The 16176-nt window shown below is 66.0% G+C and carries 11 protein-coding genes, 1 tRNA gene and 1 pseudogene; 9 read left to right on the forward strand and 4 right to left on the reverse strand.

What is annotated here, in order from left to right; translation table 11 throughout:
* Positions 1-202 precede the first annotated feature (202 nt).
* Positions 203-3763: a PAS-domain containing protein gene (locus H261_RS26155; protein WP_008619576.1), complete on the reverse strand. Its 3561-nt coding sequence runs from the start codon at positions 3761-3763 to the stop codon at positions 203-205.
* A 182-nt stretch (positions 3764-3945) separates the two neighbouring features.
* On the opposite strand from H261_RS26155, the gene H261_RS23465 reads away from it, so the two are divergent.
* Genes H261_RS23465 through H261_RS16205 form a run of 4 tightly spaced genes read left to right on the forward strand, consistent with a single transcriptional unit; the run spans position 3946 to position 11734 of the window.
* Complete coding sequence (locus tag H261_RS23465; RefSeq protein WP_008619577.1) at positions 3946-8697, forward strand: response regulator; 4752 nt, start codon at positions 3946-3948, stop codon at positions 8695-8697.
* Positions 8698-8706: 9 nt separating this feature from the next.
* Positions 8707-9873, forward strand: a complete 1167-nt coding sequence (locus tag H261_RS16195) for a response regulator (RefSeq protein ID WP_008619578.1) — start codon at positions 8707-8709, stop codon at positions 9871-9873.
* A 35-nt stretch (positions 9874-9908) separates the two neighbouring features.
* Entirely contained in the window at positions 9909-11033 is a 1125-nt protein-coding gene (locus H261_RS16200) for a response regulator (RefSeq protein ID WP_040476712.1), read from the forward strand.
* Positions 11030-11734 (forward strand): DUF599 domain-containing protein, encoded by a 705-nt coding sequence (locus H261_RS16205; RefSeq protein ID WP_235062958.1) that lies wholly within the window; start codon positions 11030-11032, stop codon positions 11732-11734. Before H261_RS16200 ends, H261_RS16205 begins: the two co-directional genes overlap by 4 nt.
* A 1-nt stretch (position 11735) precedes the next feature.
* Here H261_RS16205 and H261_RS16210 read toward each other — a convergent pair whose 3' ends face one another.
* Positions 11736-12338: a class I SAM-dependent methyltransferase gene (locus H261_RS16210; protein ID WP_008619581.1), complete on the reverse strand. Its 603-nt coding sequence runs from the start codon at positions 12336-12338 to the stop codon at positions 11736-11738.
* A 94-nt stretch (positions 12339-12432) separates the two neighbouring features.
* Between H261_RS16210 and mnmA the strand changes: the two genes are divergently transcribed.
* The 5 genes from mnmA to H261_RS16235 all read left to right on the forward strand — a co-directional run bounded on the left by mnmA (position 12433) and on the right by H261_RS16235 (position 14941).
* Complete coding sequence (mnmA, locus tag H261_RS16215) at positions 12433-13554, forward strand: tRNA 2-thiouridine(34) synthase MnmA (protein WP_008619582.1); 1122 nt, start codon at positions 12433-12435, stop codon at positions 13552-13554.
* Positions 13555-13597: 43 nt separating this feature from the next.
* A tRNA-Met gene (locus H261_RS16220) sits at positions 13598-13674 on the forward strand.
* Positions 13675-13982: 308 nt separating this feature from the next.
* The gene (locus H261_RS16225) at positions 13983-14207 is read left to right on the forward strand and encodes a helix-turn-helix transcriptional regulator (protein WP_008619583.1); all 225 of its coding nucleotides are present in this window, start codon (positions 13983-13985) and stop codon (positions 14205-14207) included.
* A 130-nt stretch (positions 14208-14337) separates the two neighbouring features.
* Positions 14338-14652, forward strand: coding sequence for a type II toxin-antitoxin system Phd/YefM family antitoxin (locus H261_RS16230; RefSeq protein ID WP_008619584.1), 315 nt, complete (start codon positions 14338-14340; stop codon positions 14650-14652).
* A gap of 7 nt (positions 14653-14659) precedes the next feature.
* Positions 14660-14941, forward strand: a complete 282-nt coding sequence (locus tag H261_RS16235; RefSeq protein ID WP_008619586.1) for a type II toxin-antitoxin system RelE/ParE family toxin — start codon at positions 14660-14662, stop codon at positions 14939-14941.
* A gap of 45 nt (positions 14942-14986) precedes the next feature.
* Here the strand turns inward: H261_RS16235 and H261_RS26755 are convergent, their stop codons facing one another.
* Entirely contained in the window at positions 14987-15715 is a 729-nt protein-coding gene (locus H261_RS26755; protein ID WP_407636095.1) for a hypothetical protein, read from the reverse strand.
* 9 nt (positions 15716-15724) lie between these two features.
* Positions 15725-16168 (reverse strand): annotated as a pseudogene (locus H261_RS26760) (replication initiation protein).
* Between the last annotated feature and the right edge of the window lie 8 nt (positions 16169-16176).

Raw genomic sequence — 16176 nt, forward strand, 5'->3', positions numbered from 1 at the left:
TATCGCGTTTCCCGGACTGTCGCCGGAATCATACGTCAATAAGGTTGTGCGTCCATAGCGGCTTCTGCCATTAGGTTATGTACCTATGGGCGGGACATCGTTAGATCGAAGGTCTGGTCGTGCCCAAATATAACGGCAGGATCACAAACGGAATTTGGGGACTGTGTATCCGTTCTGTAAACAAGCCTCCCGACCATGGAGGCTAGTCGGCGAGGGGAATTCTCATGATGAATCTCGCTCCCTGCCCATCTTCACTTTCGACGTTCAGGCTGCCGCCGTGTTTGACCACCACCACATCGCGGCAGATGGCCAATCCCTGGCCGGTTCCCTTGCCCACTTCCTTGGTGGTGAAGAAAGGATCGAAGATCCGGTTGCGGATGGCGGGTGGGATACCGGTGCCGGTGTCGGTGACCGAGACCTCCACCGCTCCGTCCTGCCGCGAGGTGGTGATGGTGATGCGTCCGGGCAGGGGCTTGCCCGATGCCTCGATGGCCTGGGCGGCGTTGACGATCAGGTTCAGGAACACCTGGTTCAGTTCGCTGGGAAAGCACAGGAGATGGGGAAGGTCGGGGGCGAAGGCCGTCTCGACGGTGGCCACCTGTTTCCAGACGTTGTGGGAGACGGTCAGGGTACTTTCGAGGGCGCGGTTGATGTCGGCGGCGACCTTTTCGGTGGTGCCGGGATGGGAGAATTCCTTCATGGACAGGACGATCTTGGCGATCTGCGCCACTCCGTCCAGGGATTCCTGCACCGCCACCGGGGCCTCGGTCAGCAGGAACGGCAGCTTGGCGGCGGCGATTTCGGCTTCGAAGCGGCTGGCCGCCTCGGAGGACGGGGCGGTCGCCGCCAGATCCTGACCCGCCCGGGCGACGGAGATCAGCTTGACCATGGCGCCGCGGATGAAGTTGAGATTGTCCCCGATATACTGGACCGGCGTGTTGATCTCGTGGGCGATGCCGGCCGCCAACTGGCCGACGCTGGCGAGGCGGGAGGCCTGCAGTGCGTCACGCTGGGCGGCCTTGAGCAGGGTGATGTCGCGGAACGAGACGATCACCGAGCGGCGGCCTTCCTCGTTGGCGAGGGGGATGCAGGCATAGGCCACCGCCACGGCGGCTCCGGCCGCGGTGACGAATTCGGCGTCGTTGTCGTGGAACGGCGAACCGTCCGCCAGCGACCGCCCGAGCGGCGAGTCTGCGAAGGCCCTTTCCCCGTCCTTGCCTCGCATCCGCATCAGTTCGTCGAGGGGATGGCCTTCGATGTCGCCCCTTTCCTCGGCGAACCCCAGCAATTGCTTGGCCGAGGGATTGGCGAAGGCGATCACGCCCTCGGCCGTGACCATCAGGACGCCCTCGAACAGGCTGTCGGTGATGCCCTTCAGACGTTCCCGCGACCGCCGCAGCGCCGTCTCGGTCAGGGCGCGGACCCGGACTTCCTTCGACAATTCGGAGGTCCGGGCCTCGACCCGGCTCTCGAGCTCGTCATTGGCATGGCGCAGCTTCTGTTCGGCCCGGTGCCGGCGGGTGACGTCGGTATAGGTGGTGACGTAGCCGCCGTTGGGCAGGGGCTTGCCGATGACTTCCAGGACCGACCCGTCGGGCTGTTCGCGTTCGTCGTGAAAGGGCAGCCCCTTGCGCAGCCAGGCCAGCCGCGTCGCGATCAGGGTCTCGGCCTCGCCGGGGCCGTAGCCGCCGTGATAGGCGTTGTGGCGTACAATGGCCTCGAGCGGGGCGCCATGGGCCACCAGATCGCCGGGAAGCCGTGCCAGTTCCACGAAACGGTTGTTCCAGGCCACCAGCCGGAGGTCGGCATCGACGACGGTGACGCCCTGGCCCAGGTGGTCGAGGGCATCGGCCAGGATCGCCCGGCTGGACTCGATGGCGTCCGAGGCGTCCTTGAGCATGCTGCGGATATGGGCCGGGTCGATGCCTTCGCCGCCGAAGGCCCCGGCGACCATGATCCGGGCCGAGGCATTGCCGACCGTGCCGGCCAACAGCTTTTCGGCCAGCCCGACGAACGGGTGGTCCGGGCCGGCCTCCGGCGGAGGCGGGGTGGCGAGGGTGGCGGCGTAATCGGCGAAGGCCCGCCGCCCGCGCTCCTCGCCGATGAAGCGTTCCACCAGCCCCTGCAGGGAGGCCGCGGGAATGGTCACCGGTCCGGACGCCCGGGCGGCCCTGCCCGCCGTCGATTCCGTTCCCCCCGCCGCCATGCCGATCAGATAGCATCCGGCGTTGGCCGCCAGACTCCAGAACAGCGCATGGGAAATCTCGTTCAGCCCGTGGAGCCCGAACAGGGCGCGGGGGGCAAGGAGGCTCGTCCCGAAAAAACCCGTCGCCAGGAACTCCCGCCCCAGCCAGCCTGATTCGGCGAAGGACGGGACCAGCAGGGTATAGCCCCAGACCGCGAAGCCGGCCGCCAGCCCCCATATGGCCCCCTGCCGGCTGGGCCGCCGCAGGTACAACCCGGCGAACAGCGCCGGGGCGAACTGGGCGGCGGCCACGAACGAGACCAGCCCGATGCTCACCAGGGTCCGCGATTCCCCGATGATGCGGACATAGGCGTAGGCCAGCATCAGCACCGCGACGATCGACACGCGGCGGACCAGCTTGATCACGCGGACCGGGTCCCGCTCGGCCGCCATCAGCCGGCGCAGGATCAGCGGCATCACAAGGTCGTTGGACACCATGGTCGACAGGGCGGTGACCTCGATCAGCACCATGGCGGTGGCGGCGGACAGGCCGCCGATGAAGGCCGCCAGCGCCAGCCAGGGCTGCTGTCCGGCGATGGGCAGGGTCAGCACGAAGGTGTCGGCCGGCACCTGCCGGTCGCCCAGGACCAGGATTCCGGCCATGGCGATGGGCAGGACGAACAGGTTGATCGCCACCAGATACAGCGGAAAGAGCCAGCCGGCGGTGCGCAGGTGGCTCCGGCTGGTGTTCTCGACGACCAGGACCTGGAACTGGCGCGGCAGGCAGATGACCGCCGCCGCCGACGCCAGCACCACCGCCCACCAATCCAGGCTGCCGAGCGACGGGGCAACGTCCAGCAGGCCGGCCGCCGGCGTGCCGGCGATTCGTGACAGCAGGTCGCCCAGCCCGTTGAACATCCCCCAGACGACGAAGCCGCCCACCGCCAGGAAGGCCAGCAGCTTGATCACCGATTCCAGGGCGACGACCGTCACCAATCCCCGGTGCTGTTCGGTGGCGTCGATATGGCGGGTTCCGAACAGGATGCAGAAGACGGTGAGGATCAGCGCCGTATGGACCGCCGGGTCCCGCCAGACCGGCGGCGGCTGGCGCCCCGCCAGGCCCGCCAGATCGGGATAGTGCAGCAGAATGTCGAAGCTGACGCCGATGGCTTTCAACTGCAGCGAGATGTAGGGAAGGATGCCGATGACGGCGATGACCGTCACCAGCCGGGCCAGGGCGCGGCTGTTGCCGTGGCGGGCCGAGATCAGGTCGGCGATGGAGGTGGAATGGTGGGCCTTGGCCGTTCGGATGACCCGGTCCAGCACCGGCCGGCCGAACAGGAAGAGCAGCACCGGCCCCAGATAGACCGCCAGGAAGCCGATGCCGCCGGTCGCCGCCCGGCCGACGCTGCCGTAAAACGTCCACGAGGTGCAGAAGACGGCCAGGGACAGGGCGTAGACCACCCCGCCAAGACGCCCGGCGCCCGCCGGGGCCGACCGCCTGTCGGCCGCCATGGCGAGGCCGAACAGCGCGATGACCGAGGCGATGACCGCCAGGAAAAACAGAGTGCCGCTCATCCGGAGCTCCCCGATCGCCGAAGGAACCAGCATAAGTCGGCGGCGGACCCGATGGCGGAAAAACTTTCTTCCGATGGAGGGAATTCGCCGAATAGCAGGTTGGAAACATGCTTTCCCGCGATGGTTTCCCCGTTTATCCTTTGGGGACGTATTGCTCGCATATCGTCGAAGGATGGGGGTGAATGACCACGCTGGCGCCGACATCCCTTCCCGTCCCATGGCGGCGGGGTGGAACCTCGATTCGCAACAACCTGCTGTTGCGGGCCTTCGCCATCGTCGTCGTGGCCCTGGGGGTGTTCGCCTCCTCGACCTATTCCCTGATCGTCGCGCCGACCATCGACCGGCTGGCCGAGTCCCAGATGCGGCAGACGGCGGGCGAACTGGAGGCCCGGGTCCAGCGCCTGCTGGCCACGGTGGAGATCACCCTCAACACCAGCCGCCACTGGGGCCTGAACGGCAGCCTGAACCTGGACCAGCTGGAGCGGTTCAACGAGTTCTTCTTTCCCATCATCGAGAACCATCCCGAAATCTCGTCGGTGATTCTCGCCCATGAATCGGGGCGGGAAATCCTGCTTCTCCTCACCCCCGACGGCAAGTGGATCAACCGCCTCAGCGATCCCGACAACTGGGGCAGGAAGACCACCTGGATCACCTGGAGCGCCGAGCGGGTGGTGGAGAAGACCGAGGTGCTGGAGCGCGATTACGACGCCCGCAAGCGCCCCTGGTTCGGCGGGGCCATGGCCATGGCCCGGGACGAGGACATCCACTGGACCGCGCCCTATATCTTCTTCACCACCAAGGAGCCGGGCATCACCGCCGCCAGCCGGTGGACGGATGCCGCCGGCGGCCGCTACGTGATCGCCCACGACGTCAAGCTGCTCGACCTCTCCCACTTCACCCGCCAGGTCAAGGCCGGCCCCAACGGGGTGGGAATGCTGCTGGACGACCGGGGGCAGCTGATCGGTGTTCCCCGGGGGGCGCGTTTCGACGACGACGAGGAGATCAAGAAGGCGGTACTGAAGCCGCTGGCGGATCAGAACCTGCCGGTCCTGGCCGAGGGATGGGAGCGTTGGAGCGCCCTCGGGCGGCCCGACGGAATCCTCAACCCGATGGCTTTCGACGGCGGGGATTGGTTCTCGCGGTTCCATCGCATGTCCATCGGCTCGAACCCGGTCTGGCTGGGGGTGGTGGCGCCGCGCCGGGATTTCGTGCCGGTGGGGCGGGAACAGATCGTCCTGCTCATTCTGCTGCTGTTCGCCTCGCTGGCCATGGCGGCCCTGGTGACCCTGCCCGTGGCCCGCCGCTTCGCCGCGCCGCTGGAGGCGCTGGCGCGGGAAAGCGCCCGCATCGGCCGCATGGACCTGGAACGGCCGGTGGACATCCGCTCCGGCCTGGTGGAGATCACCGAACTGGCCGCCGCCCAGGAGGCCATGCGCGGCGCCTTGCTGTCCTCCACCTCCCGCCTCGAGGAGGCCAACGCCACCCTGGAGGCGCGGGTGCTGGAGCGCACCGAGGAACTGGAGCATTCGCGAAGCATCGCCGAGTGGTCGCGGCAATTGATGCGCGACATGGCCGATTCCCTGCCGTGCGCCGCCTTCCGCTTCGAAGTCTCCCCGGATGGCGAGGCGGCCTTCCGCTTCGTCAGCGCCAAGGCGGAGGAGATCTGGGGCTATACCCCCGACGAACTGATCAACGAGCCCGACCTGCGCTTCTGGCGCATCCATCCCGACGACCTGCCCGCGGCCCGCCGGGCCATGGAGGAGGCGATCCTGCTCGGCCGCTCCACCAATCTCCTCTACCGGGTGATCGACCGCGACGGCGAGGCCCGCTGGATCGAGACCCGCTCCATGGCGTCCGGCCTGCCCGATGGCACGCGGGTGTGGAACGGCTATTGGCTGGACGTCACCGAGCGCGAGGAGGCCCTGGCCGCCATGACGGCGGCGGTCGAGGAGCAGTCGGCCATCTTCCAGTCGGCCGGCCTGGGCATCGCGGTGCTGCGGGATCGCCGCATCGTCCGTTCCAACACGTCCCTGGCCCAATTGCTGGGCTACGGGCCGGAGGAACTGGAGGGAAAGAGCACCCAGGCTATTTTCGCCCACGACGGTGATTTCGAGCGGATGGGGGAGGAGGCCTATCCCGTCCTCGCCCGGGGCGAGACCTTCCAGGGCGACTGGGAATACCGGCGGAAGAACGGCACCAGCTTCTGGGGGCGGACCTCGGGGCGGGCCATCGACCGCGACGACCTCTCCAAGGGCTCGGTCTGGGTCTGCGACGACATCACCGAACGGCGCGATTGGGAAAACCGTATCCGGCAGGCCGAGGAACGCCTGCGCGCCCTGACCAACTCCCTGCCGGTGGCGGTGTTCGAGTTGCGCCGCGAAGGCGATCTGTTCTGGTTCAGCTTCACGGGGCGGCAGGTGCGGAGCATCCTGGGGGTCGGTCCCGACGAATTGCGGGCCAATGCCGGGCGGCTGTACGGCGCCGTGCAGGACGACGAGCGCGAGGCGCTGGAGGGCGTCATCGACGACGCCGTCGGACGGGGCGTGCGCTTCTCGGCCCAGTTCCGCCTTGATGCGCCGGACGAACGCTGGGTGCGGATGGAGGCCCAGCCCATCGCCGGCGAGGAGGGCGGCGCCGTCTGGGCCGGCTTCTTCCAGGACGTCACCGCGGTCAAGCAGGCCGAGGCCGCCCTGACCCAGGCCAAGGAACTGGCCGAGGACGCCACCCGGATGAAATCGGACTTCCTGGCCAACATGAGCCACGAGATCAGGACGCCCATGAACGCCATCATCGGCATGAGCCATCTGGCGCTCAAGACCGACCTGACGCCGCGCCAGCACGACTACGTCAAGAAGATCCAGGGGGCCGGCCAGCACCTGCTGGGGATCATCAACGACATCCTCGACTTCTCCAAGATCGAGGCCGGCAAGCTGGCGGTCGAGCGGGTGGATTTCGATCTGGACAAGATGCTCGACAACATCGCCGGGCTGCTGACCGAGAAGACCGGCGCCAAGAACCTGGAACTGGTGTTCGACATTCCCTCGGACGTGCCGCGCACCCTGATCGGCGATTCCCTGCGGCTGGGGCAGATCCTGATCAACTACGCCAACAATGCGGTCAAGTTCACCGAGAAGGGCGAGATCGACATCATCGCCCGCGTCAAGGAACGCGGCGAGGACGAGGTGTTGCTGTATTTCGCCGTCCGCGACACCGGGATCGGCCTTACCGAGGAGCAGATGGGGCGGCTGTTCCAGAGCTTCGAACAGGCCGATACCTCCACCACCCGCAAGTTCGGCGGTACCGGGCTGGGGCTGGCCATCTCGAAGAAGCTGGCGGAACTGATGGGGGGTGAGGTCGGCGTCGAAAGCGAGTACGGCAAGGGCAGCACCTTCTGGTTCACCGCCCGCATGGGCATCGGCGCGGCGCGCAAGCGCCATCTGCTGCCCTCGCCGGACCTGCGGGGCTACCGGGCCCTGGTGGTCGACGACAACGACAACGCGCGCGCCGTGCTCTCGGACCTGCTGTCCTCCATGACCTTCCGGGTCCGCGACCTGCCCTCCGGCCGGGAGGCGGTGGACGAGGTGAAGCGGGCGGCGGATCGCGGCGAGCCCTACGATATCGTCCTGCTCGACTGGCGGATGCCCGGCATGGACGGCATCGACACCGCCCGTCACCTCAAGGCCCTGGAGCTGAATCCGGCGCCCCGGCTGCTGATGGTCACCGCCTATGGCCGCGAGGAGGTCCTGAACCAGATCGCCGAGGCCGGCATCGAGGACGTGCTGATCAAGCCGGTCAGCGCCTCCATCCTGTTCGACACCGTCATGCGGATGTTCGGCGGGCCGTCGGCCGAGCGCCGGGAGACCGCGGGCGAGCTGTCTCCGTCCCAGGAAAACCTGGCGACCATCGCAGGAGCCCGCATCCTGCTGGTGGAGGACAACGACCTCAACCAGGAGGTCGCCACCGAACTGCTGACCGATGCCGGCTTCCTGGTGGAGGTGGCCGGCGACGGCGCGGTCGCCCTGGAGATGGTGCAGCGGAATTCCTACGACATCGTCCTGATGGACATGCAGATGCCGGTGATGGACGGGGTGACCGCCACCATGGAAATCCGCCGTCTGGGCCGCTTCGACGCCCTGCCCATCGTCGCCATGACCGCCAACGCCATGCAGCGGGACCGGGACCGCTGCATCGAGGCCGGCATGAACGATTTCATCACCAAGCCCATCGATCCCGATCAGCTGTGGACCGCCCTGCTGCGCTGGATCGCGCCGCGCCATGCCGCCGCCGTGGCGCCGTCCGGGGCGGGCCGGGTGCCGGGCGGCGAGGACGGCGGCCGTTCCATCCCCCAGATTCCCGGTCTCGATACGGTCTCCGGCCTGCGCCGGGTGCAGGGCAAGACGCGCCTTTACCTCTCCTCGCTGCGCAAATTCGCCGCGGGCCGCAAGAGCGCTGCCGCCGACATCGCCGCGGCGCTGGACCGCGGCGACGGGGCGACCGCCGAACGCCTCGCCCACACCACCAAGGGGCTGGCCGGCATGGTCGGGGCGGACGAGATTCAGCGGCGCGCCGCCAGCCTGGAAACCGCCCTGGCCGACAAGGCGCCGCGCGGCGAGGTGGACGGTCTGCTGGCCGCGCTGGACAAGCCCCTGGCGGAAATGGTCGCCCTGCTGGAAGCGCGCCTGCCGCCCGAGGAGAGTGTCGCGCCGGTGGCGGTGGATGGGGAAAAGCTGGCCGCCGTCTGCCGGCGGATGCTCATCCTGCTTGCGGAAGACGATGCCGAGGTTGACGATGTCATGGAAGAGAACGCCGGCCTGCTGAGCACGGCCTTTCCCGAGGATTTCGGGCGGGTCCGTTCGGCCATCAAGGATTTCGACTTCGATGTCGCCCTGGCCGCCCTGGACGAGGCCATGAAACGAAACCGGTCCCCTGCGTAAGGAACTGTGATGGACGCCCCGGACTTCACCGAAAGAGCCACCATCCTGGTGGTGGACGACACGCCGGACAATCTGGCGGTGCTGAGCAGCCTGCTCAAGGACGACTACCGGGTGAAGGCGGCCAGCAATGGCGAGAAGGCCCTGAGGATCGCGGCGTCCGACAATCCCCCCGACCTGATCCTGCTCGACATCATGATGCCCGGGCTGGACGGCTACGAGGTCTGCCAGCGTCTCAAGGCCGATCTCCGGACCGTCCATATCCCGGTGATCTTCCTGACCGCCAAGGTGGAGATCGACGCCGAGAAGAAGGGGCTGGAACTGGGGGCGGTGGACTACATCGCCAAGCCCATCAGTCCGCCCATCGTGCTGGCCCGGGTCAAGACCCACCTGAAGCTCAAGGCCGCCGCCGATTTCCTGCGCGACAAGAACGACTTCCTGGAGGCGGAAGTGGCCAAGCGCACCGGGGAGGTCATGGCCATCCAGGACGTCACCATCCTGGCCATGGCCTCGCTGGCCGAGACCCGCGACCTGGAGACCGGCAACCACATCCGCCGCACCCAGTTCTACGTCAAGGCCCTGGCCACCCGGCTGCGTTCCCATCCCCGCTTCGCCGTCCAGCTGGACGACGGGGCCATCGACATGCTGTTCAAGTCGGCGCCCCTGCACGATATCGGCAAGGTGGGCATTCCCGACCGCATCCTGCTGAAGCCCGGCCGCTTCGTCCCCGAGGAATTCGAGGTGATGAAGACTCACACCACCCTGGGCCGCGAGGCCATCGAGCATGCCGAGCAATCCCTGGGCACCAAGGTGGAGTTCCTGACCACCGCCAAGGAGATCGCCCATTCCCACCAGGAGAAGTGGGACGGCAGCGGCTATCCCCTGGGGCTGGCCGGAGACGCCATCCCCCTCTCGGCCCGGCTGATGGCGGTGGCCGACGTCTACGACGCCTTGATCAGCCGCCGGGTCTACAAGGAAGGCATGCCGCACGAGGCGGCGGTGGCCATCATCGCCGAGGGGCGGGGGCAGCACTTCGACCCCGACATCGTCGATGCCTTCCTGGACATTCAGGAGGAGTTTCGCGCCATCGCCCTGAAACACGTCGATTCCGACGCCGACCTCGGCCGCAAGAAGGCGCTTATGTCGGTCGCCGGCACCGCCCAGTCGCCCCAGGCCTGATTTTCGAACCAATCCTGCCCAGATAAGGACGAGCAATGTCTGCCCCGGAACTTACCGATAAAGCGACAATCCTGGTCGTGGACGACACCCCGGACGAAGTGTGGCTGATCAGCGACATGCTCAAGGCGGAGTACAGGGTCAAGGTGGCCAACAGCGGCGAGAAGGGCCTGAAGATCGCCGAAGGGGCCGAACCGCCGGACCTGATCCTGCTCGACGTGATGATGCCCGATATCGACGGCTATGAAGTTTGCCGCCAGCTCAAGGCCAATCCCCGGACCGAGGCCATTCCGGTGATCTTCCTGACCGGCATGACCCGGATGGCCGACGAGAAGCGGGGCTTCGATCTCGGCGCGGTGGACTACATCGCCAAGCCCTTCAGCCCGTCCATCGTCCTGGCCCGGGTCAGGGCCCAGCTCAGGCTGAAGACCGCCGCCGATTTCCTGCGCGACCAGAACGGCTTCCTGGAGCGTGAGGTCGCCAAGCGCACCAAGCAGGTGACGGCGGTCAAGGACGTCACCATCCTGGCCATGGCCTCGCTGGCGGAAACCCGCGACCTGATGACCGGCAACCACATCCGCCGCACCCAGTTCTACATGAGCGCCCTGGCGACCAGTCTGCAGAGCCATCCCCGCTTCGCCCATTATCTCGACGAGTTCACCATCACCATGCTGTTCAAGTCGGCGCCCCTGCATGATATCGGCAAGGTGGGCATCCCCGACTGCATCCTGCTCAAGCCCGGTCACCTGACGCCCGAGGAATTCGAGGTGATGAAGACCCATGCCGCCATGGGCCGCAACGCCATCGAACATGCCGAACGCTGGCTGGGAACCTCCCTGGAATTCCTGGCCATCGCCAAGGAGATCGCCAACTATCATCACGAGCGGTGGGACGGCGACGGCTATCCCGAGGGCCTGTCCGGTGACGACATTCCGGTCTCGGCCCGGCTGATGGCGGTGGCCGACGTCTACGACGCGCTGATCAGCCGCCGGGTCTACAAGGAGCCCATTCCGCATCTGGTGGCGGTGGAAACCATCATCGAAGGCAAGGGGCGCCGCTTCGATCCGGATGTGGTGGACGCCTTCGTGGGGATTAACGAGGAGTTTCACGCCATCGCCCGGCAATACGCCGATCCACCCGCGCCCGGCGCCGCCGGATCATGATGACCCCCTTCGCCCTGCTGCCCGCCATGGATCTGGCCGCCTTTGGCGCCTTCGTGGTGCTGTGGGTGGGTTATACGGTCATCGCCGACCGGCTGACCCTGGGCGGCCACTCGCTGCTGGCCGCCACGGCGCGCCACCGGCGCACCTGGATGCGGGCGCTGTGCGACCGCGAGGCGCGCGTCGCCGACAGCGCCCTGATGGGCAATCTGATGCGCAGCGTGTCGTTCTTCGCCTCGGCCTCCATCCTGATCCTCGGCGGTCTGGTGGCGCTGATCGGCTCGGGCGAGCGGGCCTATGCGGTGGTGCGCGACCTGCCGCTGGTGGCGCCCATGGCGCTCGGCGCCTTCGAGGCCAAGGTGATGCTGCTGGCCGGCGTGTTCGTCTACGCCTTCTTCCAGATCACCTGGTCGCTGCGCCAATTCAATTACTGCTGCATCCTGCTGGGCGCGGCGCCCGAGCCCTCGGCCGGCGACGAGGCCAAGGACCGTTTCGCCGAGCATGCGGCGCGGCTCAACGCCCTGGGCGCCAACAGCTTCAACCGGGGCCTCCGGGCCTATTATTTCGCCCTGGCCATGATGACCTGGTTCTTCCACGCCGGCGCCTTCGTGGCGGCGACGGCGGCGGTGGTGGCGGTGCTCTACCGCCGCGAATTCCGCTCGAAGACGCTTCGGGCGCTCAACGCGGCGGTGCCGCCGGTCTGATTCATTCCACCAGGGAAATCTTGATGTTGGCCGCCTGCATCAGCTCCTTCTTCGGCTGGCGCAGGGGCTTGACCGCCACCAGGTCGACGATCATCTCCTGCACCACGTTGCGAAGGGCGTCGATCTGCTCGAGGATCTGGGCGGGCATCTGGCCGGCGAAGCGCCGCCGGGGGACGGAATAGGTGACCAGTTCCGGCTGCCAGTCGCCGCGATAGCCGTAATCGGCCCGCCAGTACCAGGGCTGGGAGAAATAGCCGAAGCTCCGCGCGAAATAGGGCTTCACATGGGTGGGGTCGGTCCAGGCATCGTCATGGGCGCCATGGGGGACGCGGATCTGCATCCTGGCCCCCGGCTTGGCGATGCGCCACAGCTCCTGCATCAGGGGCAGGGGCTGGGCGATGTGCTCGATCAGGTGGGACAGCAGGAACTCGTCCATGCTGCCGTCCTCGAAGGGCAGGGGGGTGGTGGCGCAGAGCGACAGGTCGGCGACCACGTCCACGCCGGGCAGGGCCATGGCATCCAGGTTGATCCAGCCGGCGCGCACGTCGCGGCCGCAGCCGAGGTTGAGCTTGCGCGGCGAATCAGACTTCTTCTTCGAGGCCATGGGAGAGGTCCGGACAAGGAGGAAACGACCGCCCAGCTATACAGCCAGCACGGCCTCGTTGCAACGCAGCCCACCCATCCCCTACAAGGGAGGCATGAACAGTCTCGACATCGACAAGCCCGCTTCGGCCACCCGCGTGGTGGTCGCCATGTCGGGCGGGGTGGATTCCTCGGCCACCGCGGCGCTGCTGAAGGAGCAGGGCTACGACGTGGTCGGCGTCACCCTGCAGCTCTACGACCTGGCCGCCAGCGGCATCTCGCCCGGGGCCTGCCGCCCCAACACCTGCTGCGCCGGCAAGGATATCCATGACGCCCGCGCCGTGGCCGACGCCCTGGGCATTCCCCATTACGTCCTGGATTTCGAGGAAACCTTCCGCAAGGACGTGGTCGAGCGCTTCGCCCAGTCCTATCTGGCGGCCCGCACCCCGGTGCCCTGCGTCGAGTGCAACCGCACGGTCAAGTTCCGCGACCTGCTGGGCGTCGCCAGGGACCTGGGCGCCGACGCCCTGGCCACCGGCCATTACGTCCGCCGGCGCCCGGGCTCCCAGGGGGCGGAGATGTGGACCGGGCGCGACCCCGCCCGCGACCAGAGCTACTTCCTGTTCGCCACCACGCGGGAACAACTGGACTTCCTGCGCTTTCCCTTAGGGAACATGGTCGGCAAGGACGAAACGCGGGCCATCGCGGCCCGCCACCATTTGCCGGTGGCCGCCAAGCGCGACAGCCAGGATATCTGCTTCGTGCCCGACGGCGACTATGCCGCCCTGGTCGCCCGCCTGCACCCCGGCGCGGCGCGGCCGGGCGAGATCGTCGATGGCGCCGGCAGGGTGTTGGGCCGTCATCCCGGCCTGATCCATTACACCATCGGCCAGCGCCGGGGCCTCGGCCTGGGCGGCGGCCCGCCGCTCTACGTGGTGGCGCTGGAGCCCGAAAGCGGGCGGGTGGTGGTGGGTGGCCGCGAGGATCTGAACTGCCCGGCGGTCCATGTGGAAGCGGTCAACTGGCTGGGCGGCGGCGAGACGGAACTGCGGGTCGCCGTCAAGGTGCGCTCGACCCGCCCGCCGGCCCCGGCCCTGCTGCGCCGTCTTCCCGGCGACCGCGCCGAGGTGATCCTGGACGAGCCGGAACAGGGCGTCGCTCCCGGCCAGGCCTGCGTTTTCTACCAGGGCGAACGGGTGCTGGGCGGCGGCTGGATCACGCCCGCGCGAGAGGCTTGACAGGACTCGCTGAGGCTATTATACGAACCGCTCTCGACGCGATGGCGGGGTAGCTCAGCTGGTTAGAGCACGGGAATCATAATCCTGGGGTCGGGGGTTCAAGTCCCTCTCCCGCTACCAATTAAATCAAGGGGTTAGCTCAGAAATGGGCTAACCCCTTGATCGTTTTTGGGCCTCCGGGGCACAAACGGGGGCACAAAACGGTTTCGGGGGCACAAGGCGGAAGATCGCTGAACCTCACGGCGCATCGGGCGGGGCTCTGGCTGGATGGCGATTTGTGCCCCCGAAGCGGAAACCGGGGCACACGGGGGCACAAAATAACGGTTGAAACTCTCGACACCCGCCCGGTGCGGGCATACGATTTTCTCGCCTACCGGTGCGGCTTTTTAACCGGGGCATCGCGATGCCTCCCGAGAGGGAGAAATCCGATGATCCAGTTTGATAAGCGGCTCGTGTCGAAGAAGGAGCTCAAGAGCGTCTGCGGCATCCCGTATACGCCTCAACACATTGGGCGGCTCGAGGCGGCCGGGAAATTCCCCAAGCGGGTAAACCTGGGGCCGGGTCGGGTCGCATGGGTGTTGTCCGAGGTGGATGCGTGGGTGAGCGAGCGTATTGCCGAACGCGATACACCCTCTCACGAGACTTCCTTTTGACGGGGCGGGGACGGACGGTGTGCACACCGTCCGTCCCATCTTTACGGAATATCCGGGCAATCCGATTTGCAAAAGTGTCCATTGTGGCTACAATGGACACCATTAGCCCTTACATACAAAGGCCATGAACATGAAGGTCATGACGGCGCGAGACGCAAAAAACCACTTCGGGGAGTTCCTGCACTCCGCGCAGCGCGAGCCAGTCATAATTACAAAAAATGATCGCCCTGTTGGAATAATGGTGTCCATGGAAGATGCCGAGGCGTCCCTTTTGCCAGAAATGATGATGGCGAAAGAGCCAGGGCATGAAGAATGGGTAGCAAATAAAGTTGCGGAAACCATGCGCCGTGTCGATAGCGGGGAAACAACGCTTATCGAACATACGGATGCCATGAAGCAAATCCGTTCCAGGATCGCCGCACGTTTATTAAAACCTACCCGTTAGCTCGAATATGAAGATCGTATGGACGTCAGAGGCACTTTCAGACCTCGAAAGCATCATCGTCTATTACCTTGAGAACGTTGGCTTTGAAACTGCCGTCGCCATCGAGAACAGAATCGTGGCGCAGATTGAAAGCCTCAGAGAATTCCCCGAACGTATACGCGAAAGTGAGCGTATCTCAGACGCTCGGGAGGCGGTTATACCAAAGCTTCCGTTTATCGCCTTTGTTCGAGTGCTTGAAGCCGACGTGCAAGTTCTCAACATCGTCCACACTTCCCGGAAATTTCCATAACCACTACAGATGGCTCGCCAGATCAGGCAGTGCGAAAAGTCGTACTTATGTCTTGCTCTGCCGGATTTCCAAATTTTTCGGAAGGTATGCTATCGCTTCCGCCCGAATAATCGGATCGGCGCACCACGTCTCCCCGCCAGCAAACCGTTTGGCGACCATGGCCGGGACGGTGGAAGCGAGGTGTTCCCGGAAGCCCTGTTCGAGGGCTTGTCGCTCGTCCTCCGGCAACCCGTCGATAAACGCCATGATGGCGGCTTTCTCGCGGGCAGCGTCCGCCTTGCGTCCCTCCGCTGTCTTTACCTCCTGATCCAGGCGCTCCCGTTCGGCTTTCTGCTCGTTTTCGCGGGCCTGGGCTTGCTCCTGGGCGAATAGGGTGGGTTGGGGCCGCCAATCTTCCTCAATGGCCTTTCTGAGCCATCCGGCGGGGTTCTCGATCTTCTCCTTGCCCTTGAGTCTGCGGGCGAGGTCGCTGGTGGCCCATTCCACAAGCTCCGGCTCGTGAGCCTGGACAATGGCGCGGGCGGCTTCCTCGGCCATGCCATGGGCCGTCAGGCGGGCGACGAGGCGGGCAAGGCGGGGATCGTCGCGCAACGGGTCTGGGGTATCGGCGCGGGGATTCTTGGTGATGCGGAAGCGCAGCGCCACCACCTTGCGCCCCTCCTTGATCTCCTCGTACTCGAAAGCGATATCGGTCTTGGCGTTGATCTCGCGCCGCGCCATATCGACGATGCGCACCCGCAAATCCTTGTAGAAGCGGTAATCATCCGGCCCGATGCCGCAAGATCAGCGCAGATCGGCGATGGAAACAACGCGGGTGCCGATGCCCTGGTATTGCTTCAGCAACTCATAGAGGCGGATGGCGTAGGCGCTTTTCACGCCGATGACGTATTTGAGCGCAACCGTGGTGTAGTTCTTGCGGATGTCCAGCAGATAGGGGATGAGCGCCGGGGCAAGGCAGATTTCCACCACGCCCTCGTTAAACTGATATTCCGCCGAAGCAATCCAGGTGGCCTGGATGATGACGTTGCGGCTGATGTCCTCTATGTCGATCTCGCGTTTGCGCAAGCGGCCCGTCACTTCAATGATCTCGCGGTACAGCCGCCCGCCTCAATCCGAAATGCCGATCAGCTTGGCAAGGTCGGCGATCCGCACCCGGTAGCGCTTGAAATCCGTGTCCTCCGGCTTAATCTCGGAAAACAGCCACAGCAAAAGGCGTTGCTCTTGCAAGGTTAAAC

The sequence above is a fragment of the Paramagnetospirillum caucaseum genome (assembly GCF_000342045.1).
In the GTDB taxonomy this organism is placed as follows: domain Bacteria; phylum Pseudomonadota; class Alphaproteobacteria; order Rhodospirillales; family Magnetospirillaceae; genus Phaeospirillum; species Phaeospirillum caucaseum.

Coding starts and splice junctions, on each gene's coding strand:
- mnmA (WP_008619582.1), top strand. CDS start 12,433: ATGAACAGTCTCGACATCGACAAGCCCGCTTCGGCCACCCGCGTGGTG.
- H261_RS16235 (WP_008619586.1), top strand. CDS start 14,660: ATGAAGATCGTATGGACGTCAGAGGCACTTTCAGACCTCGAAAGCATC.
- H261_RS26155 (WP_008619576.1), bottom strand. CDS start 3,763: ATGAGCGGCACTCTGTTTTTCCTGGCGGTCATCGCCTCGGTCATCGCG.
- H261_RS16195 (WP_008619578.1), top strand. CDS start 8,707: ATGGACGCCCCGGACTTCACCGAAAGAGCCACCATCCTGGTGGTGGAC.
- H261_RS16200 (WP_040476712.1), top strand. CDS start 9,909: ATGTCTGCCCCGGAACTTACCGATAAAGCGACAATCCTGGTCGTGGAC.
- H261_RS23465 (WP_008619577.1), top strand. CDS start 3,946: ATGACCACGCTGGCGCCGACATCCCTTCCCGTCCCATGGCGGCGGGGT.
- H261_RS16225 (WP_008619583.1), top strand. CDS start 13,983: ATGATCCAGTTTGATAAGCGGCTCGTGTCGAAGAAGGAGCTCAAGAGC.
- H261_RS16210 (WP_008619581.1), bottom strand. CDS start 12,338: ATGGCCTCGAAGAAGAAGTCTGATTCGCCGCGCAAGCTCAACCTCGGC.
- H261_RS16205 (WP_235062958.1), top strand. CDS start 11,030: ATGATGACCCCCTTCGCCCTGCTGCCCGCCATGGATCTGGCCGCCTTT.
- H261_RS16230 (WP_008619584.1), top strand. CDS start 14,338: ATGAAGGTCATGACGGCGCGAGACGCAAAAAACCACTTCGGGGAGTTC.